22 protein-coding genes are annotated in these 21,469 nt (G+C 65.9%); 9 read left to right on the top strand and 13 right to left on the bottom strand.

Annotated elements, in window-relative coordinates:
- Positions 1–4: 4 nt before the first annotated feature.
- The gene (gene nth / locus ACJ70B_RS03300; protein ID WP_408958994.1) at positions 5–688 is read right to left on the bottom strand and encodes an endonuclease III; all 684 of its coding nucleotides are present in this window, start codon (positions 686–688) and stop codon (positions 5–7) included.
- Positions 689–818: 130 nt separating this feature from the next.
- Between nth and ACJ70B_RS03295 the strand changes: the two genes are divergently transcribed.
- The 3 genes from ACJ70B_RS03295 (at position 819) to ACJ70B_RS03285 (ending at position 3,747) form a co-directional block, all read left to right on the top strand.
- Positions 819–1,448, top strand: a complete 630-nt coding sequence (locus tag ACJ70B_RS03295; protein ID WP_408958993.1) for a hypothetical protein — start codon at positions 819–821, stop codon at positions 1,446–1,448.
- A gap of 40 nt (positions 1,449–1,488) precedes the next feature.
- Complete coding sequence (mvaD, locus tag ACJ70B_RS03290) at positions 1,489–2,472, top strand: phosphomevalonate decarboxylase MvaD (protein WP_408958992.1); 984 nt, start codon at positions 1,489–1,491, stop codon at positions 2,470–2,472.
- A gap of 69 nt (positions 2,473–2,541) precedes the next feature.
- A complete protein-coding gene (locus ACJ70B_RS03285; RefSeq protein ID WP_408958991.1) occupies positions 2,542–3,747 on the top strand; it encodes an NAD(P)/FAD-dependent oxidoreductase in 1,206 nt (401 codons plus the stop codon).
- Between the two features lie 9 nt (positions 3,748–3,756).
- On the opposite strand, the gene ACJ70B_RS03280 is transcribed toward ACJ70B_RS03285, so the two are convergent.
- The 4 genes from ACJ70B_RS03280 to ACJ70B_RS03265 form a co-directional block, all read right to left on the bottom strand.
- Complete coding sequence (locus tag ACJ70B_RS03280; RefSeq protein WP_408960071.1) at positions 3,757–4,737, bottom strand: hypothetical protein; 981 nt, start codon at positions 4,735–4,737, stop codon at positions 3,757–3,759.
- Positions 4,738–4,788: 51 nt separating this feature from the next.
- Positions 4,789–5,004 carry a DUF4177 domain-containing protein gene (locus ACJ70B_RS03275; RefSeq protein WP_408958990.1) on the bottom strand — a complete coding sequence of 72 codons (216 nt, stop codon included), beginning with the start codon at positions 5,002–5,004 and terminating at the stop codon, positions 4,789–4,791.
- A 132-nt stretch (positions 5,005–5,136) separates the two neighbouring features.
- Positions 5,137–6,114: a flap endonuclease-1 gene (gene fen, locus ACJ70B_RS03270; protein ID WP_408958989.1), complete on the bottom strand. Its 978-nt coding sequence runs from the start codon at positions 6,112–6,114 to the stop codon at positions 5,137–5,139.
- A 241-nt stretch (positions 6,115–6,355) separates the two neighbouring features.
- Entirely contained in the window at positions 6,356–7,117 is a 762-nt protein-coding gene (locus tag ACJ70B_RS03265; protein ID WP_408960070.1) for a DUF2797 domain-containing protein, read from the bottom strand.
- Between the two features lie 237 nt (positions 7,118–7,354).
- Between ACJ70B_RS03265 and ACJ70B_RS03260 the strand changes: the two genes are divergently transcribed.
- The 5 genes from ACJ70B_RS03260 (at position 7,355) to ACJ70B_RS03240 (ending at position 12,666) form a co-directional block, all read left to right on the top strand.
- Positions 7,355–9,565 carry an alkaline phosphatase D family protein gene (locus ACJ70B_RS03260; RefSeq protein WP_408958988.1) on the top strand — a complete coding sequence of 737 codons (2,211 nt, stop codon included), beginning with the start codon at positions 7,355–7,357 and terminating at the stop codon, positions 9,563–9,565.
- Positions 9,566–9,636: 71 nt separating this feature from the next.
- Positions 9,637–9,984, top strand: coding sequence for a BsuPI-related putative proteinase inhibitor (locus tag ACJ70B_RS03255; RefSeq protein WP_408958987.1), 348 nt, complete (start codon positions 9,637–9,639; stop codon positions 9,982–9,984).
- 126 nt (positions 9,985–10,110) lie between these two features.
- The gene (locus ACJ70B_RS03250) at positions 10,111–11,016 is read left to right on the top strand and encodes a CbiX/SirB N-terminal domain-containing protein (protein ID WP_408958986.1); all 906 of its coding nucleotides are present in this window, start codon (positions 10,111–10,113) and stop codon (positions 11,014–11,016) included.
- 3 nt (positions 11,017–11,019) lie between these two features.
- Complete coding sequence (locus ACJ70B_RS03245; protein WP_408958985.1) at positions 11,020–12,183, top strand: DR2241 family protein; 1,164 nt, start codon at positions 11,020–11,022, stop codon at positions 12,181–12,183.
- Positions 12,184–12,258: 75 nt separating this feature from the next.
- Positions 12,259–12,666, top strand: a complete 408-nt coding sequence (locus tag ACJ70B_RS03240; RefSeq protein ID WP_408958984.1) for a hypothetical protein — start codon at positions 12,259–12,261, stop codon at positions 12,664–12,666.
- 2 nt (positions 12,667–12,668) lie between these two features.
- Here ACJ70B_RS03240 and ACJ70B_RS03235 read toward each other — a convergent pair whose 3' ends face one another.
- The 3 genes from ACJ70B_RS03235 to ACJ70B_RS03225 all read right to left on the bottom strand — a co-directional run bounded on the left by ACJ70B_RS03235 (position 12,669) and on the right by ACJ70B_RS03225 (position 14,984).
- On the bottom strand, positions 12,669–13,259 hold the full coding sequence (locus ACJ70B_RS03235; protein ID WP_408958983.1) for a hypothetical protein: 591 nt from the start codon (positions 13,257–13,259) through the stop codon (positions 12,669–12,671).
- A gap of 12 nt (positions 13,260–13,271) precedes the next feature.
- The gene (locus ACJ70B_RS03230; RefSeq protein ID WP_408958982.1) at positions 13,272–13,466 is read right to left on the bottom strand and encodes a methytransferase partner Trm112; all 195 of its coding nucleotides are present in this window, start codon (positions 13,464–13,466) and stop codon (positions 13,272–13,274) included.
- A 153-nt stretch (positions 13,467–13,619) separates the two neighbouring features.
- A complete protein-coding gene (locus ACJ70B_RS03225) occupies positions 13,620–14,984 on the bottom strand; it encodes an adenylosuccinate synthase (protein WP_408958981.1) in 1,365 nt (454 codons plus the stop codon).
- 364 nt (positions 14,985–15,348) lie between these two features.
- On the opposite strand from ACJ70B_RS03225, the gene ACJ70B_RS03220 reads away from it, so the two are divergent.
- Positions 15,349–15,654 carry a hypothetical protein gene (locus tag ACJ70B_RS03220; protein ID WP_006429686.1) on the top strand — a complete coding sequence of 102 codons (306 nt, stop codon included), beginning with the start codon at positions 15,349–15,351 and terminating at the stop codon, positions 15,652–15,654.
- Positions 15,655–15,860: 206 nt separating this feature from the next.
- On the opposite strand, the gene ACJ70B_RS03215 is transcribed toward ACJ70B_RS03220, so the two are convergent.
- The 5 genes from ACJ70B_RS03215 to ACJ70B_RS03195 form a co-directional block, all read right to left on the bottom strand.
- Positions 15,861–18,494, bottom strand: a complete 2,634-nt coding sequence (locus ACJ70B_RS03215) for a transcriptional regulator (RefSeq protein WP_408958980.1) — start codon at positions 18,492–18,494, stop codon at positions 15,861–15,863.
- 57 nt (positions 18,495–18,551) lie between these two features.
- Complete coding sequence (locus ACJ70B_RS03210) at positions 18,552–18,830, bottom strand: UPF0058 family protein (RefSeq protein ID WP_408958979.1); 279 nt, start codon at positions 18,828–18,830, stop codon at positions 18,552–18,554.
- A gap of 69 nt (positions 18,831–18,899) precedes the next feature.
- A complete protein-coding gene (locus ACJ70B_RS03205; protein WP_408958978.1) occupies positions 18,900–19,544 on the bottom strand; it encodes a DUF998 domain-containing protein in 645 nt (214 codons plus the stop codon).
- Between the two features lie 116 nt (positions 19,545–19,660).
- Positions 19,661–20,833: an ABC transporter ATP-binding protein gene (locus tag ACJ70B_RS03200; RefSeq protein ID WP_408958977.1), complete on the bottom strand. Its 1,173-nt coding sequence runs from the start codon at positions 20,831–20,833 to the stop codon at positions 19,661–19,663.
- Between the two features lie 106 nt (positions 20,834–20,939).
- Positions 20,940–21,407, bottom strand: a complete 468-nt coding sequence (locus tag ACJ70B_RS03195) for a DUF5793 family protein (RefSeq protein WP_408958976.1) — start codon at positions 21,405–21,407, stop codon at positions 20,940–20,942.
- Positions 21,408–21,469 lie beyond the last annotated feature (62 nt).

Below are 21,469 nucleotides of genomic sequence, written 5' to 3'. Positions count from 1 at the left end.
TCGGTTACCAGGGCTCTCCCGAAGCGAGGTCGATCTCGCTGTCGCCTCGCTCGGAGGGACAGACGTCAGCCAGCACGCAGTCGTCGCAGTCGGGATTCCGGGCCGTACAGACCGCCCGGCCGTGATCGATACAGAGGTGCGTAAACTGCTGCCAGTGCTCCTCGGGGACGATCTCCATCAGGGCCTCCTCGATCCGCTCAGGGCGCTCTTCCTCGGTCAGACCGAGCCGTCGTGAAAGCCGCTGGACGTGCGTGTCGACGACGATCCCCTCGACGATGTCATGGCCGTGCTGGAGGACGACGTTCGCCGTCTTCCGGCCGACGCCCGACAGCTCCGTCAATTCGTCCATCGTGTCCGGTACCTTGCCGTCGTGGTCCTCGAGGATCGTCTGACAGGAGTTGCGGATGTACTCCGCCTTGCTGTTGTAGTAGGTGATCGAGTTCAGGTCCTCCGCGAGTTCGTCCTGTGGCGCGTTCGCGTAGTCCTCGGCCCCGTCGTACTTCTCGAAGAGGGCAGCGGTCTCCTGGTTCACTCGCTCGTCCGTACACTGCGCGGAGAGGATCACCGCAATCAGCAACTCGAGGCGGTTCGAGTACCGCAGCGAGATCGTCGAATCGGGATACTCCTCCTCGAGGCGGTCGACCACCGTCTCGGCCTGTTCCTGCGTGGTCTCACGTGGCGTTCCCATAGGACCGTGGTGGCAGCCGTCCCGGTTTAGCGTTCGGGTTCCGCCCGCTCGGCGTTCCGTTCGATTGGCCACTATTATTATCCCTCGGCCATACCGTACGAAAAGACGATCGACGGGACGGGTTCAGACAATGACGGAGGACGAACGGCAGACAGAGCTTGATACGGGGGGAGAGCGACATCGGGTCGACATTCTCGACGCACTATTGGCCGAACTCGAGGCCGACGACGGAACGCGGACGGCCGCGTTCCGGCGACATCTTGGGACCGAGTCGACGGCCACCGCGGAGCGACTCGCGGCGGTCGAAGACGAACTTGCGTCGCTGCGAGCCGAGGTCGACGACCTCGCGTCGGCCGACGCGCGGCGACGGGCGGCGATTGAAAACGAGCTGCAGCCCCGACTCGACGACCTCGAGCGGCGACTGCGCGAGATCGACGACAAAGTGACGAACGTCCGCGCCGAGACGGGGGGACTCCGAACCGAGGTCACTGGCGTCCGCGACTCGCTTGAGGCCGCGTCCAAATCTGAGCCGGCGTCCGGCGACGATCCTGATATCGAGGCCCTCGCGGACGACCTCGCGGACCTCGAGCGAACGGTCGTCGACGCTTTCCGGACGGTCACGTCGGATGTCGAGGGCGATCTCGAATCCCTGCAGGCGACGTTCCGAGAGGATATCGCCGCCCTCGAGCGGCGACTGGACGCACTCGAGGCGGCGGCCCGTGCCGACGGAAACGCGGATACCGACGACCCGTCGTCGTGATGCCGTGAGCTTTAAGCAGTCATCATCCACCTATCAGGATATGAAAGCCACCGCTATGGCCCACCCCATTCAGGGGCTGGTCAAGTATCACGGGATGCGCGACGAGATCGAGCGGCTCCCCTATCACGACAGTATCAGCGTCTGTACGGCCCCGAGCCACACCCGGACGACCGTCGAGTTCTCGATGGACCACGACGAGGACACCTTCATCGTCGACGGCGAGGAACTCGAGGGCCGGGCGTACGAACGGGTCGAGGCCGTCGTCGAGAAGGCTCGCTCGATGTCCGACGCCGCCCATACGGTGTATCCGGTGCGACTCGAGAGCGAGAACAGCTTCCCCACGAACGTCGGATTAGGCTCGTCCTCGTCCGGCTTCGCGGCCGCGGCGATGGCGCTGGCCGAGGCGGCCGAACTCGATGCCTCGAAACAGGAAATATCGACGATCGCTCGCGTCGGATCGGCCTCGGCCGCGCGAGCGGTCACCGGTGCGTTCTCACATCTCCGAACCGGTCTGAACGACGAAGACTGTCGCTCTGAGCGGATCCCCTCGAACCTCCACGAGGACCTCAAGATCATCGTCGGACTCGTCCCCTACCACAAGGACACCGACGACGCCCACCGCGAGGCCGCCGACAGCCACATGTTCCAGGCCCGCAACGCCCACATCCACGGCCAGATCGCCGAGATGCGCGACTCGCTGCGTAACGACGACTTCGAGGGCGTGTTCGAACTCGCCGAGCACGACTCGCTCTCGCTCGCGGCGACCACCATGACCGGACCCTCGGGCTGGGTCTACTGGCAGCCCGCCACCCTCGCGATCTTCAACAAAGTACGCGAACTCCGCGAGGAAGAGGACATCCCTGTCTACTTCTCGACGGACACCGGTGCCAGCGTCTACGTCAACACCACCGAGGAACACGCCGACGAAGTCGAGGAGGCGGTCTCGGATTGTGGCGTCTCCACCACCACCTGGGACGTCGGCGGCCCAGCAAAACTCCTCGACGAGGAGAAGCACCTGTTCTGAGGGTCGATCGCTGCTCGTCGGCCTCGAACCGCGAACAGCTATAGGCCGCTCGAGCCCGAACGCTCGTCCATGCACGTCGTCGTCCTCGGGGCGGGCTATGCGGGACTCGTTTTAACGCGGCTGCTCGAGCGTGACCTCCCCGACGAGATCGAACTCACGCTGGTCGATGAGTCGCCGGACCACCTCGTCCAGCACGAACTCCATCGGGTGATCCGCCGGCCCGAACTGACCACAGCGATCACGGTGTCGCTGCCACAGGTCGTCGACCGGGCCGCCGTCCGCGTCGCCCGCGTCGAGGGAATCGACCAGGACGAGCGGACCGTCTCGCTCTCGTCTGGCTCGCTCTCCTACGACGTGGCGGCCGTCTGTCTCGGTGCCCGAACGGCCTACTACGGCCTCGAGGACGTCCGCGAACACGCAATTCCGCTCAAGCGGCTCTCGCACGCGAATCGAATTCGAGCGGGCGCGCTCGACGCCCTTCGATCCGGCGACCCCCGCTTCGTCGTCGGCGGGGCCGGCCTCTCCGGGATCCAGGTCGCGGGCGAACTCGCGGCGCTCGCCCGCGATGAGGGCCGCGAGGCGACGATCACGCTCCTCGAGCAACTCGAGGACGTCGCGCCGAACTTCCCGGCGGACTTCCAGCGGGCGGTTCGGGACGCGCTCGAGGACCGCGGGGTCGACGTTCGGACCGGTGTAGCGGTCAGTGGGGCCGACGAGACCGCCGTCCACCTCGAGTCAGGCGACCGCGTTCCCTATGACCAGTTCGTCTGGACCGGCGGCATCCGCGGCGGTGACGCGCTCGGGGGCGACCGACCGACGGTCGAGAGCGACCTCCGACTCGACGACCGGACGTTCGCGCTGGGGGACGCGGTCCGCGTGACCGACGCCGAGGGCGAGCCGGTGCCGGCGAGCGCCCAGGCGGCCGTCCGCGAAGCGCGAACGGTCGCCGAGAACGTCTCGCGCGTCGTCGGGGCCGACCTCGAGGACAGTGGTTCCGATTCCGATGATTTCGGCCCTCGACTCGAGCCGTTCGCCTTCGATCCGCCCGGCTGGGCCGTCAGCGTCGGCGACGGCGCGGTCGCAACGGTTGGTTCGCGCGTCGTCACGGGCCGCGCGGCGACGGCGCTGAAGGCGACGATCGGTGCGGGGTATCTCTCCGCGGTCGGCGATGCCGGAACCGCGATCGGATTCGCGTATCGGGAACTCGTCCCGGATCGGGTTCGGCGCGACCGGTCGGGCCGGCGCTCGCCGGGATCGTCGTCGAACAGAGAATAGTGGTCCCGCCTATCGCTGCGAGTTACGGAGGATGAGCGGTTCGATCGCGAGCGTCCGCTTTGCGATCGTGACGATTCGCAGGACGTAGGCGGTAAACAGCAGAAACGGGAGGAGTGTAATCGTAAACGCCAGTCCGATCGCCCACGTCATGTTCGGCACGCCGAACGTCGCTCCCGGAAACGTGCCCCCGTCAACGACGGTGAGCATGATCCCAGCGACGACCAGCGCCGGCACCGCGGCATAGAGGATCATCTGTGACAGCGAGACGAGCGCCCACTCGAAGTACAGCGTCTTGACGTGCTCTCGAGCCGGCCCGAACAGACTGAGCGCGGTCTTCAGGTCATCCAGGAGGTCTCGCTCGTCGGCAGAAAGTTCGTCCTCGAACTCGTTTGCGATCCGTTCGACCTGAAAGATCTTCCAGCCGTAGTTGAAGTTGAGGGCGGCGAACAGGACGTCGAAGCTCCCGAACGTCGCTCCCTCGAGTTGCTCGCGGACGAAGTCGGCGTTCCCGACAAGGCTGTCGGTGAACTCGTCGACCTCCTCACGAAGCTTGTCGTTGTCGTTGTCGGCGACGCCCGAACGGAGCGTCTCGGCTCGCTGCTGGGCCACAGTGACAAGTTGTCGGAGAAACGTCGACGGATCGGCCGGGCTGGGCGATCCGATCAGCTCCTCGGTGAAGTCCCGGAAGTCCATCGCGTTCTCCATGCGATCGCGCTGTTCGCCGAGCGGCCCGTTTTCCTGTGAGAGGACGAGCTGTCCGATCGTGACGACGAGCGTGGTCCCGGTGATGATGGCCCCGATCATCGTCGAGAACATCGTCTCGATCGTATCACCGGTCCGGAGCTGTGGGATCAGGGGTTGCGGGAGGAGGGTGACGGCCGCGACGAACGTCGCGAACACGGCCAGCGCCAGCACGGCGGTCACTTGGAGGCGGTTTGCGCGGAGGAGCAGCCAGAGCTTGATCCGGCTCTCGCCGGCCCGTTCTCGCATCGTGTTGGCCGTGCCGATATCGTCCGGATCGGTGGACTCGCTCACGCTGTGTCACTCCTCGTCGGTGTCGTCGGCGGTTTCGGCCGGCCGTTTGAAGACGAGATACTTGGTTCCGCCGCCGGTGTACTCGATCGTCTCGACGAGTTCCCAGCCGTCGTCGCCGTACTCGTTCAGGGTGTCTTGGGGGTTTTGGGCTTCTTTTTTCGTCTCGTCTCGAGGCGGCCTGACCGTCCTGTACTCCCATCGACGGATCGCGGCTCTGCTCACCGTCGTCGGTACGCGACCGACGGCAGTAAGAGTGGCGCCGCTCCCATCGATTCTGACCGAACGCCCCTCGGAAACCAGCCCGGAGGTTGCTATGTACGAACCGGCGGTGGCTCGGACGCCGATCGGTCGCGCCTACGTCCAGCGATCGAGGCCCGTCTGTGTGACGCTCTCCTCGATGCGCTCGAAGCCGCGCTCGACCTCGCCGGCGTCGACTCCCCACTCCTCGGTGACGTACGCCTTCGCGGCCGCGAGATCGGGATCGGGCGACGGATCGAACTCGTAGTCATCGGTCACGTTCGGTTCGCGGAACAGTTGCCGGACGCGGTCGCCGTACTCGATGTGCGCCCCGCGATCCTCGAGGACGCTCCAGAGGTCGCCGTGCTCGGTGATCGCCGAAATCGCCGTCTTCGGACCGATGCCGGAGACGCCCTCGTTGAAGTCCGTTCCGATGAGAATCGCCGCGTCGATCAATTGCTCGAGGGTAAGGTCGTGGCGCTCGAGGGTCGCCTCGAGGTCCATCAGTTCGGGGTCACCCTTGCTCGTCAGTTGGCGCAGCGTCAGCGGCGCGCCAAAGAGCAAGGCGTCGTAATCTTCCGAGCCGACGTAGTCGGCGTCGCCGCGTTTGACCATATGGGCCGCCTGGGCCTCGCCCTCCGCGGGCGCTTCCACGACCGGCACGTCGAGTAGCCGGAGCAGTTCCCGGCTGGTCTCCTGGATCGTCGACGTCAGCCGCTGGGTGCGCGATTCCAGTTGGGCGATGGCAACCTCGTCGCCCTCCTCGCGGGCGGTCTCGAGTTGCGCCTCGTAGCTGCGGCGCTGCTCGCGGCGGGACTCGATCTCGTCGGTCTTGAGTTCGGAGGGACCCCCGTCGAAGACCATCACCGGCGTCACGTCGTTCTCGAAGAATTTGGGCAGCCCCTGGACGATGCCGACGAGATTGGCGACCTCGGTGCCGTCCCCGGTCGTGTATTTCCCGCTGTCGGTCCACTTGACCGTCGTCGTCAGATAGCGATAGAGCCAGTTGTGGGCGTCGACGGCGACCACGCCCTCGATCTCGTCGAAGGGAATCTCCTCGATGACGGCGATGTCCCGCAGTGCAGCGTTTCCCATTACCGATCCCTTGGGCTGACCGGGATTTGAATCGTTGGCTTCCGCTCGTCGCGATCCCCGTGTGAGGGATGAGCGAGTGACTGGAAGGAACCGATCGAATCGGCTGGGGAGGGCGTGGAGATGTCTAGCCGCCATGATAGCATAGCTTCCACTCGAGTAGACCGTCCCACTCACGCACGTCCTGAGTAACGCGTTCCGATCTCAGGGCTGTCCGAATCCGAGACGCTACGCCATCGATTGCTTATCCGAACGAGCCCAGCGACGACTGCAGGTTCCGGTCCGCCGTCCCCGCTGTAACGTCGTAGCCCACCAGATCGCGCATATCGACGGCGTAGGTCGTCCCGCCGTTCTCGAGGACCAGTAGCCGCCCCTTGACGCCGACCACCGTTCCCGAGGCGATCGTCTCGCGGACCGGTTGCGCCGCGAGGTCGAACCCATAATCGAAATCGAATCGGTCGATCACGTCGAACTCGGCGAGGGCGGACTCCCAGGCGTCCTCGTCGACCGCAGGGGCGAGCGCGGCCACTTTCGATCGGGTCCGAACTCGATCGGTGAGTTGAGTCGCGATCTCGGCCTCGAGTTCGCGGGCGATGCGGCCGTTCGAGACGGTGTGGATGTGGGCCGCGCGGTCGGCTCCCTGTTCTCGGAGGCGGGTCTCGAGTCGCCACTCGCGAGTGACGCCGACCTTGAACGTGTCTGGGGCGAACGCGGCGATGTAGACGGCGTGGGCCTCGTAGCAGTCCATCTCGTCTTTCAGACAGGTACCGGTACAGCGGGCACAGACCCAGGTGCTCGCGTGGTACTCGCAGTAGGGGGCCGACGGCCGGTCGCAGGCGATGTGGGTACCGTCGTCGTCGATCGTCCCGGCGCAGTGGCGCTCGCCGAGGGAAAAGGCGAGGTCGTCGCCGGCCTCGAGCGGGTGGCGCTCGAGTTCGGCTCCGTCACCGTCGCTCGCCAGTAACGCCGACCCGGTCCCGCTCGATTCGTAGCCCACCAGTTGCACGTCCTCGCGTTCGCACCGAGCGCGGATAGACGTAGCGTTTCCCACACCGCCGCCCTCATCTCCGGCGGTCCGCGATCCGTTCTGGTCGCGGTCTATAGGGAGGTGAGGCGGTCCCGGTCACTACCGGCCGATACGTATCGGTATGAGGGTAACGATATTCATCCGTTAGAGAATTTCTATAGTTTATATAAAATATACAATCTATTATAGGCATTTGGTTCAGTGTCCCGTACAGTCATGGCAGACAGACAGTCGGGCCGACGGGGCGTACCGGCGACGGATAATCGACGAGCGTTTCTTCAGGCGATCGGGCTGGCCGCGGCAGGAACCGGCCTCGTCGGGACCGCAGCGGGGGAGGAGGGATCCGACGGTGCCGTGACGAATCGAGCCGACGATGAACACGTTTCGCTCACGCACGGCGTCGCCGCGGGCGACGTTACCGCCACGACGGCGGTCATCTGGGCGCGGGCGGAACGCGAGGGGACGATCCACGTCGCGTACAGTCCGAGTCAGGGCCGGTCGTTCGACGATGTCGGCTACGACCGGACGCGGGTCGACGGGGAAACCGACTACACCGGCCATATCCGGCTTGACGACCTCGAGTCGGGGACGCGCTATCGATACGTCGTCTGGGCCACGACCTCCGCGCGGAGCTATCGGCCGCTGGAACCGGACGGCTCGGAGATGGACGTGGCGGATGCGATCGCTCGTAACTGGGAGGACGGTCGCGGTCGGTCGCAGTCAAACCGCTCAGAGCGAACCGGACGCGGCCCGCGAAAGAACTCGAGGGCCGGCGATGACGGTCCGGAAGCGCTCGACGAGGGACTTCCCGACGGCGTCGAAGCGGGCACCTTCGTCACGGCACCGGCACCCGACGACGAGGCGAGCGTCAGCTTCGCCTGGAGCGGCGATACCTGGGGCTACGGCAACGACCCCGTCGAACCGCCGTTCCCCGGCCTCCGGACGATCGCGGAGCTGAATCCGGACTTCTTCCTCTATCACGGTGACACGATCTACGCCGACGCGCAGACGCCGGCCGGGAAGATCACCGAGGACACGCCGATCGACGAGGCCCTCGAGATCTACCGGGCGAAGTATCAGGAGATGCGTGACCCCCCGGCGGAAGTCGCAGAACGGACGTACCTACAGGAGCTACTCGAGTCGACGTCCGTGTATACGGTCTGGGACGACCACGAGGTCATCAACAACTTCGCCGGGCCGATTGAGCCGCTGATGCCCGAGGGCCGGCGGGCGTTCCGGGAGTACTGGCCGCTCGACCGGGACGAGGACGCCGAGCCGGGCGAATCGAACCGCTTCTACGACTCGTTCCGCTGGGGGAAACACGTCGAGTTGTTCGTGATCGACACTCGCCAGTACCGCGATCCGAACGTCGACCTCGACTCGAAGTCGCTGTTGGGCGCGGCCCAACTCGAGTGGCTGAAAGACGCGCTCGCCGACTCGGACGCGACGTGGAAGCTCCTCGCGTCGCCGGCTCCGCTCGGTCACCCCTCGGACTCGTGGGCGACGCCAGCCGATCGGACCGGCTACGAGGCCGAACTGCTCGAGATCGTCGAGCACGTTCAGACCGAACCGATTTCGAATCTGGTCGTCGTCGCCGGCGACGTACACAAGTCGGTCGTGGGCGCGTTCGACCCGAACGACGACGGAAATTTCGAGTTTTTCGAGGCCATCGCCGGGCCGTTAGGCGCGCCGGCCGGCACGCCCGACGACCTCTATCCGGCGCTGAACCCGACCGAGTTCTTCGCGAAGGGCGAGTACGCAAACTTCGGGACGGTCGAGGTCGACAAGTCCGGCGAGACCCTGACGATCGGCATCTACGACGAGTTGGGAACCGAGCAGTTCTCGAAAACGATCCACGCCGACGATATCGATGCCGGTGCTGGTTCCGAACCGACGGCTCGCATCGAGAGCAGCTTCGACGGCGACGCGGACGGCTGGCTCATTTCACAAAACGGCGGGAGCAATCGCCCGGTCTATCGGGGCAGCGATGGTAACCCCGGCGGCCACGTCAGCGACGAGGAGAGCAACGGCGGTGTCGCCTGGTACTATCAGGCCCCGTTTAAGTTCCTCGGCGACCGCGAAGCGTACTACGGCGGGACGCTGTCGTTCGACCTCCGCCAGGCCCAGTCCGACCGGCAGTTCGACGCCGAACCGGTCGAGGGCGGGGACGTGCTACTCGCCAGCGGCGAGACGAAACTCGTCTACGAGTTCCGCGGCACCGACAGCGAACCGGGCGTCGAGTGGACCACGTTCGAGGCACCGCTCTCGGCCGAGGCGGACTGGATCGACCTGACCAGCCGAGAGCCCCTTGCTACCGAGGAACAGCTCCGAGCTGTGCTGGCCGACCTTGAGGTGCTCCGAATCCGCGGCGAGTATCGCTCGGGCGACGACACGAGCTACCTCGACAACGTCGTCCTCTCGCGGTAAGCGCCGAGAACCGATCGTTCCCGTCTCGAACCCGGGGAAGACCTATCCGCGACGATACCGAACGCCGGGACATGCGCCTCGAGGGAGCGCTCGAGACGGCGAGCGACGACGCCAGTGACGCCGTGTTGTTCGTGTTTACCGTCACCAACGCGGGGACCGAACCGATCGAGCTTCGGTTTTCGGACGCATGTACGGCCGACTTCGGCGTGATCGACGGCGATGAAGAGGTCTGGCGGTTCTCCGACGAACGGCTGTTCGCGCAGGTGCTCGAGTCGGAGACGCTCGCACCTGAGGAATCGACGAGCTACGAGGCGGAGTGGGCCGACCCTGACCCGGGGACGTACGAGGTGGTCGCCGAACTACGGGCTCAGGACGAACCCTGCGAGGCGAGAACCGACCTGGTAGTACCGTCGTCGTAGCCGGGCGCTCGGTGTATCCTAGCCACCGTCATTTGCGGGGTTAGACCGGCCATAGCGGCGTCGGTGGACCCGGCGACGCGGACCGCCAGCGAAGTCCCTATACCGCCGCCATCCTAAGCGCCGGGTATGCAAGCGCTGGTCGTCGCGGCACACGGCTCGCACCTGAATCCGGACGCCTCGGACCCCACCTACGCCCACGCGGACACCGTCCGCGAGACGGGCGCGTTCGACGAGGTCCGCGAGGCCTTCTGGAAGGAGGAACCGCACTTCCGCGAAGTCGTTCGCACCCTCGAGGCAGACGAGGTGTTCGTCGTCCCACTTTTTATCAGCGAGGGCTACTTCACCGAGCGGGTCATCCCGCGGGAGTTGCGTCTCGACGACTGGGACCCCGAGCGGTGGGACTCCGACGGGACCGACGCCTCACAGGCCACGCTCGAGGCGACGGACGTCGGAAAGACCATCCATTACTGCGGGCCGGTCGGGACCCACGACGCGATGACGAACGTGATCGTTCAGCGAGCCGAGACCGCCATGGAAGACCCCGACGTGGGCGAGGGCGTCGGCCTCGCGGTCGTCGGCCACGGCACCGATCGTAACGAAAACTCCGCGAAGGCCATCGAGTACCACACCGAGCGCATCCGCGACCGCGACCGCTTCGACGAGGCGAAGGCGCTGTTCATGGACGAGGAGCCGGAAGTCGACGACGTGACCGACCACTTCGAGAGCGAGGACATCGTCGTCGTCCCCCTCTTCATCGCCGACGGCTACCACACCCAGGAGGACATCCCCGAGGACATGGGCCTGACCGACGACTACCGGCTGGGCTGGGACGTGCCCGCCGCGGTCGATGGTCACCGAATCTGGTACACCGGCGCGGTCGGCACCGAGGACCTCATGGCCGACGTCCTCCTCGAGCGAGCCGCCGACGCTGGGGCCGACATCGGCGACGCTCGCGAGGCGGTGCGCGAACTGGCCGCGTCGGTCGCCGAGGCCGACGTCGAACCGAGCGCGGGAGCGGGCGCGGGGGACTGACGCGTGACGGTGCCGACTGAGGACCGCGAGGCGCTGCTCGACCGCGCGCCGTCGGGCGTCGCGTTCGACGGACTCCGTGTCGACGAGACTGACGGTGAGTTTACCCTCGAGACGCCCAATGACGAGTGGACCGGACTCGACGAGGCCGACCTCGAGGAGGCGCTCGCCGCCTGCGAGGCGTACGTCACAAACTGGCGCTACTGGCAGGAGACCGTCGGCGGCGTGGGAACCGCCCGCCGCGCGTTCCTCCGGTGGTGTGAGCGCGCGCCGGTCGCCGACGCCGACCCGGAGGCGAACCCGCCAGGGCCGTGGAGCGAGCGCGGCGAGGAGGCGGCCGCCGAACCGCTCGCGGTCCCAGAACGGTACGACGCACTCCGCGACGGCATCGACCGCCAGTGGGGCCAACTGTGCATCACAGCCCGCTTCGTCGACGTGGAGAATCCCGACGGCGAGCGGGTCTACGACCTGTGGCACGTCGACGACGCCGACAGCGACCTCGCCGACCTCGAGGTCTACGACGATCCCCGCGACGCCCGCGAGATCGCGACCTACGACGCGGACGGGCGCTACCGGCCGCTGAAGACGGCCCCGACGTTGCCCGGCGGCTGGGCCTTTACCGGCCTCTCTGGCGACGACCTCGTCGAGACGGTCGAGTTCTTCTATCCGGCGACGGTCGCCAACTGGCACCGCGAACTGCGGGGGAACTTAGACGTCGACCACTGGCTCGAGACCGCCGACCGACAGACCGGAATCTACGACGTGATCGACGAACTCCCCCGCGAGGCCGTCGACTGGATGGCCGAGGCCTGCTGCGTCGACTCGCAGTGTCTCCGACGGCGCGAGTGGGAGTACGAGGACGGCGACGACCTCGACGCCGACGGCGGTGACGGCCCGTTCCCCTGTCGCGAGCCCTGCTCGCTCGTCATCGCCGCGGCCCGTAAGTGGGCCATCCTCGAGTCCGAGAGCGAACGGACGTACGAGCTCGAGCTAACGACGAGCGAGCTCAACCAGCTCGAAGACCTGATCGACGCCGTCGCCGAGGGGCAGGTCGACGAAATCCGCGAGGCCGACGTCAACGACGGCGCGAACCGCTACCGGGCGCGATATCTCCGGGCCAAACGGTTCGACGAGGACGGCGGACTCGAGGCGACGCAGGTCGACGACTGATTGCGACCGATCGCGTGTGCAAACGCCGACACGACGGCCGCAATCTTCGAGTCCCGGGCGACGAACACTGCGTCCGTGATTCGTCGCGAATTGCTCACTATTGCGGCAGGAACCGCGTCATGCTCGGCGATCGCCGGGTGCTCGAGCAGCGGCTCGAACGAAACCGGCCGAACCTATACGCTTCTCATCTCGGACGACGTCGACGATCGGTCGGACGATTTCCTCGATTTCGATACGACGGGTCTGGCTGGGGGGCAGACGGACGTACTCGAGGAGGCGATCCGAACCGGCTCGTACAGCGAGGAGGACGTCAACTGGGACTCGCTACCAGGCCGAAAAGGAATTACGATGGAGTTCCGGACGGTGATCCAGTTGATCGCCCGCCACATCGGCCGCGACCCGGAAGTCGACGGTCCGGCGTCATTTAGCACACCGTGTCGGTACGAAAAGCGGCGCTATCGGGCGACCGTCAAAGTAACGTGACGCTACCAAATGAGTAAGAGCACCGCGACGACGACGCCGGCGATGACGATACCGAGTCCGGCCGTCGCGATCGGACTGGTGATCGTCGCCGCCGTGGCCGCGGCGATACCGATCGCGACCAGACCGAGTCCGAGCACCGCGATCGTGGCGGGCTCGAGTGCGCTGACGCCGGTGAGTCGGTCGACGACACGCTCGAGCGCCGTCGGGTCGGGCTCCCGGCGGGCGGGCTCGGCGAGCGTCTCGTCGACGGCCACGCCGGGCGGACCGGCAGTGATCGTAACGGCGATCGATACCGAGTTCGAGCCGTAGCCGGTCAACACCTCGAGTGTCCCCTCGACGGGGCGCTCGACGCCGTCCGCGTCGACGGTGATCGGAACAGCCGTGACGGCGTTCGGTTCGACGTAGTAGTTGGACTGGTCGACCGATGCGATCCGCTCGAGGTCACCGCCGAGGCGACAGTGGACGTGCGCGGGCGACTCGTGGCCCTGCAAGCGGAGCGCGAACGACCCGGTGGTATCGAGCGTCGCGCTCGACGCCTCGAGTTCGTCGGCGGCACTGCGATTGACGTGGACGGTGACCTCGGAATCCGACATCGTAGTGGCCGGTCAGGCTGGCGTTTCCTCGCGCATATCCGGCGGGAGCAGGTTCGGAATCCCGTCCTCGATCGGATAGCGCTCGCCGCACTCGGTACAGACGAGGTCGCCGGCGATGACCTCCTCGTCGTCGTAGGTGGCGTCCTCGAGCTCAAGGTCGTGTTTATCGAGCGGACAGCAGAGAATGTCCAGCAACGACTCCTTCATACTACGTAGGCTCGTCGCCTCCAGCAAAAGGTTTCGGGAACGTCGCTCGTGAGCGGAGCCTCGGAACGGTATCGCGTGGTCGCGACAATGACCGCGACGCGCGACACTCCGTCTCCGTACCGCGAGCGGCGGTCGAAAAACGCGATACCGACGCTATTCGTACGGGTCCTCGACGACGACGGTCTCGCCGCGGCCGGGACCGACGCCGACCGCGTAGATCGGTGCGTCGAGTTCGTCCGCGATGTACTCGAGGTACGTTCGCGCGTTCTCCGGAATCGCCTCGTAGCCCTCCTCGGCGACGTCGCTCCAGTCGATCTCGGGCCAGCCGTCGAAGGATTTGAGGGTCGCTTCGCAGCGGCTCCACGCCTCGGTCGTCGGGGGCATCGTGAAGATTTCGTCTCCATCGAACTCGTAGCTGTGTCCGACCTCGACCTCCTCGAGTCCGGCCAGCACGTCGATGTGGTTGACCGCAAGCCCCGTAAAGCCGTTCGCGCGGGCAGCGTGGCGCAGCATCGGCATATCGAGCCAGCCGACCCGCCGCGGGCGGCCGGTGACGGTGCCGTACTCCCCGCCTTCGTCGCGGATGTATGTCGCGAGCTCTTCCTCGTTCGCGCCGGCTCCCTCGTCGGGGTCGTAATCGGGCGTCTGCCCCTCGACACCGCCGAGTTCGGTCGGCAGCGGGCCGGTACCGACCCGCGAGAGGTAGGCCTTGACGATGCCGATGACCTCGCCGTCGCCGACGACGGTCGGGCCGAGTCCGGTGCCGACGGTCGCCCCGCCCGCGGTCGGATTCGAGGACGTGACGTACGGGTAGACCCCGTGGTCGATGTCGAGGGAGGTTCCCTGTGCGCCCTCGAGCATGACGTTGTCGCCGGCGTCGATCCGCTCCTGGAGGAAACTGCCGCAGTCGACGGTCATCTCCTCTTCGGCGAGGCGCTCGCCGTACTCGCGATAGGTTTCGTAGAGGTGGTCGATGTCGAATTCCGCGCCGGTCTCCTTACCGAAGACTTCCTCCGCGAGGGCCTTCTTCTGGGGGACGACGTACTCGAGGCGTTCGCGGAGCACGTCCGGGTCGAGCAGGTCGCCGATGCGGACGCCGCGGCGGCCCGCTTTGTCCTCGTACGTGGGGCCGATGCCGCGTTTGGTCGTTCCGGCGGCGAGGTCCTCTTTCTCGTCCTCTTCGATGCCGTCGAGCACGCGGTGGTAGGGAAGGATAACGTGTGCGCGCTCGGCGACACGAACGTCGGGCTCGAGCCCGCGGTCACGGAGCGTATCGATCTCATCGAACAGCGTCTCGGGGTTGACGACGCAGCCGTTGCCGAGGACACCCACCTTGCCCCGGACGGCTCCCGACGGCACGAGCGACAGCTTGTACTTTGCACCGTCGTGAACGACGGTATGGCCAGCGTTGTCGCCGCCCTGATACCGGGCGACGACGTCGGCGGCGTCGCCGTACAGGTCGACGACCCCACCTTTACCTTCGTCGCCGAGTTGCGACCCGACGATAGTGACGGTCATAACAGCGGCGGGTTCTTGCCGGGCCGATAAACAGATTACGGTATGAGCGGGTGCCGAACCGAGCGGCGGCCGTCGTCGGTGCTCGTCGCCGATCGCGGGACATAACTACGACCGGTCGAAACGGTCGATCGAACGGCTCCTCTCGTTTCAATGGGACGCACTACTCGTTTCGGAAAGCGCCCTCGGACGGGAACACCCGCCTAACGGCCGTCCGCGAGACCGCGGTGACCCCGCCGACGGTCTGCGAGAGATGGGAGCGATCGGAAGCGTTAACTACTGACAGGAACGAGCTGTCAGTTGAGAGTCGTCATTTCAGTCGCCGAGAGTAACTTTTAAAGGCCCCAAAGACAAGTTAACAAATGCCATGATAGACCGACTTGAGAAGGAAGTCGATATGCTGGAACGCCATCTGCAGGTCCTGAAGATGGTTATCGAGAACGAGCCTATCGGAATCGTGAAGATGTCGAACGAGACCGGATACCCACACCACAAGGTCCGCTACTCGCTTCGCGTCCTCGAGGAAGAGAACCTCATCGAGCCCTCGAGTCAGGGCGCGATCAAGACCGAGCGCACCGCGGAGTTCGTCGACGAACTCGACGGCAAGATCGACGACATCGTCGATAAGCTCGACGGCATGAAGATCGAAGACGTCGCGGAGATCGAAGGGTAACAGTTCGTTTAGTTCGACCACCGCCGCGTGGTCGTATGCACACTCTCGGCGCAGTTGGCTAGGATTTTCACCCTTTCTCGTTCCCTCGAGCGCGTCGCTTCCCGCTTGCGAACGCACGAGCGACGTCGAATTCGAATGCCGTCGCCAGCAACGGCTCTCGTGGCGAACGGAACTCGAGACGCCGGTGGTGAAAACGGACGCGACGGCTACAGTTCGGGAACGTTCATGTGGAACCCTTCGGAGCGCGATTCAACCAGACAGAGGTGGTAGCCGTCCTTGCGCGAGAGGTTGACGTAACTCAGTTTCGAGCCGCGACTGAGGAAGCCGCCGCTGGTGGCCTGTTCGGCCACCTCGAGCGCGCCGGGCTCGAAGTAACTCGAGGTGACGGCAATCGCCGATGCAAGCGACGGGTAGTTTGCCTTCACCGCGGAGGCGGCCTCCTCGAGTTCCTCGAGTAAGGCCTTCGACGCCGGCTCGCGCGAATCGTTGAGCGTGGCCAACACCAACGGATTGCCCATCTTGTCGAACGCGACGATATCGAACGTGACCTGATCGGGGACGTCCTCGGTGTCGTCGTCAGCGAGCGAGATGGTCGCACCGAGTTCGGCCCGGTCGATTCGCGGAATCGCGTCGTAGAGGTCGCCCAGCCCGTCGGCGTTGCCGGTGTCTCGGACCTCATAAAGCACCATCTCGGTGAGCCAGTCGACGAACCGATACTCCATCGTCGACGCGAGAAAGTCGTCGTAGGGTTCGCCGTCGACGACGGCGTCGGCCGAGTCGAACTGCGTGTGGTGTTCCAGCCGTAGATTCGAGGCGACGTCACTGCGGTCGGCAGCGCCGTCGTGGGCCGTCTCGAGAGTCGGTTGGCTCTTCGAGGCGTACCGGACGAAGAGGTTCGTTCCCGAGAGCGCCTGCTGGGGCGAGAGGTTCGGACCCGTGCTCACGGCCGTGTCACCACCTGCGTCTCCAGTCTCTCCCTCACGCTTACGGGCCTGTTCCAGCTCCGTCTCGAGGCTCTCGATTCGGGACTGCAGCCGCTCAACGGTCGCCGAGAGCTCCTCGTTCTCCGAGCGCAGTCGATCGCGTTCGGTCTCGAGTTCCTCGGCTTTCGTTACGAGCGCGTTGCGTTGTTCCTGTAGCGTCTCGACTTTCTCAGTGAGCGCCGCGACCCGCTCTCGGTTTCCTTGCCCGGCCGTCTCCGTCCGAGATTGAGACGCCTCGCGCTGGCCGCGTTGGGCCTGTGACCGTCCGCGACCGCCGGCCGAGGATGCCGTCGACGTCGAGTCGGTCGTCCGCCTCCCGCTCCGCGAGCCGGACTGGTTCCCGGTCGACGCGCCGCCGGCGGCCGTCTCGGAGCTCGACACCGCTGACGATCGACCCGCACTCGAGGTCCCGCGTTCGTTACTCGCGTCCGTCTCCGAGTCGCTGTCGTCGGGATCGATCGATGGAATGCGGCGCGTTTCGCGCCATTCCTCTTCGCGCTCGAACTGCTCCTCGAGGTCGTCCTCGTCGGCGTCGGTCTCCGGCGCAGCGTCGGCCTCCGGCGCGGAGTCGGCGGCCGGCTCCGGCTCGTCGGTCGACTCGTCGGTAGTGTCCTGTACTGCCGGTTCGGAACTCGTTGCCGCCGGTTCGCCGTCTTCGACCCAGGAAATGTTCTGGTCCAGTTCCTCGGCCGCCGCTTCGACTTCCGCGAGGTCCGGGTCGGTCGGGCGCTCAGTTTCGTCGGTCGCAGAATCGCTATCGTCGCTATCGTCCGCCGTGGAGTCGCCGTCCGATGTGTCGCTGGCGGCGGCGGCGTCTGCCTCCGAGAATTCGGTCGTCGTCCCGGTGGTCGACGAGGACGCTTCGCCGTTTGGCTCCGCACGTTCCTCGTCGTTTCGGTCCGCCGATTCGACGCCGTCGTCCGACGAGGCCGACTCCGGGTGCGGATCGGGGTCGGGATCGACGGCCGGCTCCGGTTCGGTGATTCCGGCCGACGCCGACTTCGAGTCGTCCCCGGTCTCCTCGGTCGCGGTAATCTCCGACGGATCGCCCGTCAGATCGATGTCGCCAGTCAGCGACGAGTCGTCTGCGGTCACGTCCTCGATCGGGTCGCCGACCGAGGCGTCGGTGTTGGTCGGCTCCGTACTCGAGACGTCGATCGGGTCGATCGACGATGTCGTCGGATCGGGGGTCGGTTCGGCGCTCGTGTCGTCGTTCGCGGACGCACCGGCGGTGTCGGCGTCGACCGTGGTGTCCGGGTCGGACGCCCCCTCTGTGGTCGTCCGATCGGTGCCCGACGAGTCCGGTTCGGCGTCGCCCGTCTCGGGAACGTCGGTGACGTCGATCTCGACGTCAACGACTTCGTAAATGCCGACCTCGTCGGCCGCGCGCTCGAACGCCTCCTCGCCGGTGAGCAGCCGCTCGGCGTTGCCGATGTAGGCGGCCGCCATGCGACGACCACCGTAATAGACGGCGTAGTAGTCGCCGCTCAAGACGTTCTCGCTCAATTCGACGTAGCCGGTAAACGACCCGCTCTGGAGGGTTTCGTCGACCTCCCGGAGCGGCGTCTCGTTGGTGTAATAGTTCGCCCGTGTCTCGCCGCCGCGTTCCTCCATCGTGCAGAGCAACGGCAGCGACGGGTGGGGTGCCTCGTACTGCGTTCCCGAGGCCGTTTCGACGTCCTCGATGTCGCCGTCGAAGATGCCGACGATCCGGCCGTTGAGCATAAAGAGCCACGTACCGGCCGCGGAGACGGCACCCGAGAAATCGGCAGCAGCGAGATTGGAGAGGCCATCGAAACCGCCGTCGAACGGGCGGGAGTCCCACTCCTCGACGCGCTCTTGCGTGCGCGGGTCCATACGTCAACAAGCGGGAACCACACCAAATACGTTTCGCCTAGAACACCGTGCTATTTTCTAGATCTTCGATTCCGCGTCCTCGGCGAGTTCCTTCATGCGCTTGCCGATCCGACCGGCGCTCGAGAACTCGTCTTCGCTCATCGCACCTGCCAGCGCGTTACCGAGGACGAAGACCGCGTGTTTGTGTTCGCTCTTCGACTTGTGGACGTGCGAGGGGTCGACGTCGAGTTGGCGGTAAGGATCGAACAGCGTTTCGTCGACCTCCTCTCGCTCCGAGAAGTACTCCATAATGACGACGAGTTCTTCGTGGAGCTCGAGGAGTTCGTCCTTATGCATACCCCCGTATACGGACGGTTTCGGTTTAAGCGTTGTGTGGCCGACGGTCGCAAAAGCCGACGCGACCCCTCAGCGGCTCGGTCCGTCTGATTCACGGTCGGTCCGACGAGAGACGACGACCGCGAGCAGGAGGATCCACCCGCCGAACGCGACGGCGGCGACGAACTCGGGGACGGCAAACCACGTTCCGGTATCGACGTGTCCGCCCAGCGAGAACACCCAGAACAGCCAGGCCACCGGATGGACGTTGCCGACCCAGAACGACGCGACTGCGAGCCGACCGTCGCCGGCCAGCGCCGCACCGGTCCCGTAGACCCAACTCGCAAACGGGGCGACACCGAACACGGTCAGCGCCGCGAAGCCGTGTAAGCTCGTCTCGAGGTAGACGGCCGTGTGCTCGAGGAAGAAGACCCCGACGCCGATCATCCCGACGACCGCGACCGCGAGCAGGACGATACCGAGGCGCTCGAGGGCGTTGCGGCTCGCGGTCCACAGCCGCCAGACGAAGGGGAGTCCGACGAGTCCGCCCAGAATCAGGCCGCCGTTGAACACCGGAAACGTCGGGGCACCGTATCGGCCCATATCCGAGAGCGACCGGTCGGCCCAGGTGAACGTCTCCGGCGGAGCGAGAAGCGTCGCGAGGACGATCGCGCCGAGTGCAAGGACGGGTCCGACGACGCCGCAGTACGTCGCGATTCGTTTGCTGTCGGCCATGTGGTGGGCTGGGAAGGGGCGGCGTATCAAGGTAACCGTTCGGATCGCTGACTGAACCGGCATTCGGCGGCGACACCGGAACCAGTCGGGAACCGGGGTACTCGAGAACGAGCCGATCAGTCAGCGCCGGCGGGGGCTCCGTCGGCGTCCACGTCGGCCTCCTCGCGGTGCTCCGCGGGGAACCACGCAAGATCGTGGTCGGCCGTGATGCGGACACGAACGCGTTCGTCCGGGTCGATCCGATCGGCGTGGTTGTGCAGACACTCGATGGTCTCACCGTCATCGAGTTCCACGCGGTAGAGGACCGTCGGACCGAGGTAGCGCCGATAGACGACGCGGCCGTCGGCCGCCGACTCGTCCGCGGGTGAGGCCGCCACGTCGTCCGGCCGAACGAGCAAGTCGACGGCGCTGCCGTCGTACCGATGGCCCAGTTCGTGGACGTCGTCGCGGGGAACGCGACCCAGCGCGGTGTGGACGCTGTCGCCGCGGACCTCGCCCGAGAGGAACCTCGCGTGGCCGAGAAACCCGGCGACGAATCGGGACTCGGGTCGCCGGAAGACGCGTTGGGGAGTATCGATCTGCTCGATGTCGCCGTCGTTCATCACGGCGACACGGTCGGAGATGGACAGCGCTTCCTCCTGATCGTGGGTGACGGAGATCGCGGTGACGCCCGTCTCCTTGATTATTTGGCGGACCTCTTCGCGCATCTCGACGCGTAAATCCGCATCGAGACTCGAGAACGGCTCGTCGAGCAACAGCATCTCGGGTTCGGGGGCCAGCGAGCGCGCGAGCGCGACCCGCTGTCGTTGCCCGCCGGAGAGTTCGTCCGGGTAGTGATCGCCGTGGCTCTCGAGGCTGACGAGATCGAGGAGGTCGTCGACGCGGGTCTCGCGGTCCGCCTCGTCCCGATCTCGCAGGCCGAAGGCGACGTTTTCGCGGGCGCTCAGATGGGGAAACAGCGCGAATTCCTGAAAGACGAGACCCACGTTGCGGTCCTCGGGCGGAACGAATCGCCCGTTCCCGGAGACGGTCTCGTCCGCGAGGCGGACCCGGCCGGCGTCGGGCCGCTCGAGGCCGGCGATCAGCCGGAGCGTCGTGGTCTTGCCACATCCCGACGGGCCGAGCAAGGTCAGGAGCTCGCCCTCACGGACGGCCAACGAGAGGTCACCGATGACTGCCTCGTTCCCGTAGCGCTTCGCGAGGCCGTCGAGTTCGAGCACCGGCTCCGCGGCCGTCGGCCCCCGCGTTGATTCCTCGATCCCTGTCGTAAGCGGTCGCCTGTCCCTCATGAATCGATGGTCCGGCGTGAGCCGGTGTCGGTCCCTCTAGGCGAGAGTCCGAGACTTATAACTGCCGGTCAGTCGCTCACCGCCGGAAAACGGAACGCGAGAGCCGCTACAGTTCGACGCCGCTGGGAATCAAGCTGTGCTGTCGAAGCAGGCTCCCCTCGTCGTCGTAGACGAGAAACGTCCGTTTGTCGTAGGTGACGAACGGCTCGGCGTCGAGCGTGATTTCGACCGTGTACCGGCCCTCGTCGTCGGCGGTCTCGCCGTAGCCACGCGCTGCGCGGACGAACCGGAGGACGTCGTCGGCGCCCTCGTTGAGCTCGAGGATGAATTCGCCGGTAATGCGGTTAGTCACGCTCACCACGCCGGTCGTGTTGTCCCCGAGCGGTCCCTGCAGTCGGAGGGCCACGTCCGTTTCGCTCGCCTCGAGAACGTCGCCGTCGGGACCAGTCAGGCGCTCGCGAAGCATCGTCGCCGGGCCGGTAAAGTCGATCGATACCGCGGGTTTTTCGGGCTCCCCGTCGGACTCGACCCAGGCGATGTTGTCAACGTCTAGCGTGAAGTGCTCGCGCCTCATTCCGTACTCGTTGCTTCGGACTCCGACAGTATGAACGTAACGCACGAAACAGTCAGCTTTCG

The organism is Natrinema sp. 74 (assembly GCF_046097095.1).
Classification (GTDB): Archaea; Halobacteriota; Halobacteria; order Halobacteriales; family Natrialbaceae; genus Natrinema.
Note: the sequence above shows the minus strand (reverse complement) of the source record. Positions and strands in the feature narration are given on the sequence as shown.

Bases quoted from the DNA above. Each gene is read 5' to 3' on its own strand.
- nth (WP_408958994.1), bottom strand. From the start codon at position 688: ATGGGAACGCCACGTGAGACCACGCAGGAACAGGCCGAGACGGTGGTC.
- ACJ70B_RS03295 (WP_408958993.1), top strand. From the start codon at position 819: ATGACGGAGGACGAACGGCAGACAGAGCTTGATACGGGGGGAGAGCGA.
- mvaD (WP_408958992.1), top strand. From the start codon at position 1,489: ATGAAAGCCACCGCTATGGCCCACCCCATTCAGGGGCTGGTCAAGTAT.
- ACJ70B_RS03285 (WP_408958991.1), top strand. From the start codon at position 2,542: ATGCACGTCGTCGTCCTCGGGGCGGGCTATGCGGGACTCGTTTTAACG.
- ACJ70B_RS03280 (WP_408960071.1), bottom strand. From the start codon at position 4,737: ATGCGAGAACGGGCCGGCGAGAGCCGGATCAAGCTCTGGCTGCTCCTC.
- fen (WP_408958989.1), bottom strand. From the start codon at position 6,114: ATGGGAAACGCTGCACTGCGGGACATCGCCGTCATCGAGGAGATTCCC.
- ACJ70B_RS03260 (WP_408958988.1), top strand. From the start codon at position 7,355: ATGGCAGACAGACAGTCGGGCCGACGGGGCGTACCGGCGACGGATAAT.
- ACJ70B_RS03255 (WP_408958987.1), top strand. From the start codon at position 9,637: ATGCGCCTCGAGGGAGCGCTCGAGACGGCGAGCGACGACGCCAGTGAC.
- ACJ70B_RS03250 (WP_408958986.1), top strand. From the start codon at position 10,111: ATGCAAGCGCTGGTCGTCGCGGCACACGGCTCGCACCTGAATCCGGAC.
- ACJ70B_RS03235 (WP_408958983.1), bottom strand. From the start codon at position 13,259: ATGTCGGATTCCGAGGTCACCGTCCACGTCAATCGCAGTGCCGCCGAC.
- ACJ70B_RS03230 (WP_408958982.1), bottom strand. From the start codon at position 13,466: ATGAAGGAGTCGTTGCTGGACATTCTCTGCTGTCCGCTCGATAAACAC.
- ACJ70B_RS03225 (WP_408958981.1), bottom strand. From the start codon at position 14,984: ATGACCGTCACTATCGTCGGGTCGCAACTCGGCGACGAAGGTAAAGGT.
- ACJ70B_RS03220 (WP_006429686.1), top strand. From the start codon at position 15,349: ATGATAGACCGACTTGAGAAGGAAGTCGATATGCTGGAACGCCATCTG.
- ACJ70B_RS03215 (WP_408958980.1), bottom strand. From the start codon at position 18,494: ATGGACCCGCGCACGCAAGAGCGCGTCGAGGAGTGGGACTCCCGCCCG.
- ACJ70B_RS03210 (WP_408958979.1), bottom strand. From the start codon at position 18,830: ATGCATAAGGACGAACTCCTCGAGCTCCACGAAGAACTCGTCGTCATT.
- ACJ70B_RS03205 (WP_408958978.1), bottom strand. From the start codon at position 19,544: ATGGCCGACAGCAAACGAATCGCGACGTACTGCGGCGTCGTCGGACCC.
- ACJ70B_RS03200 (WP_408958977.1), bottom strand. From the start codon at position 20,833: ATGAGGGACAGGCGACCGCTTACGACAGGGATCGAGGAATCAACGCGG.
- ACJ70B_RS03195 (WP_408958976.1), bottom strand. From the start codon at position 21,407: ATGAGGCGCGAGCACTTCACGCTAGACGTTGACAACATCGCCTGGGTC.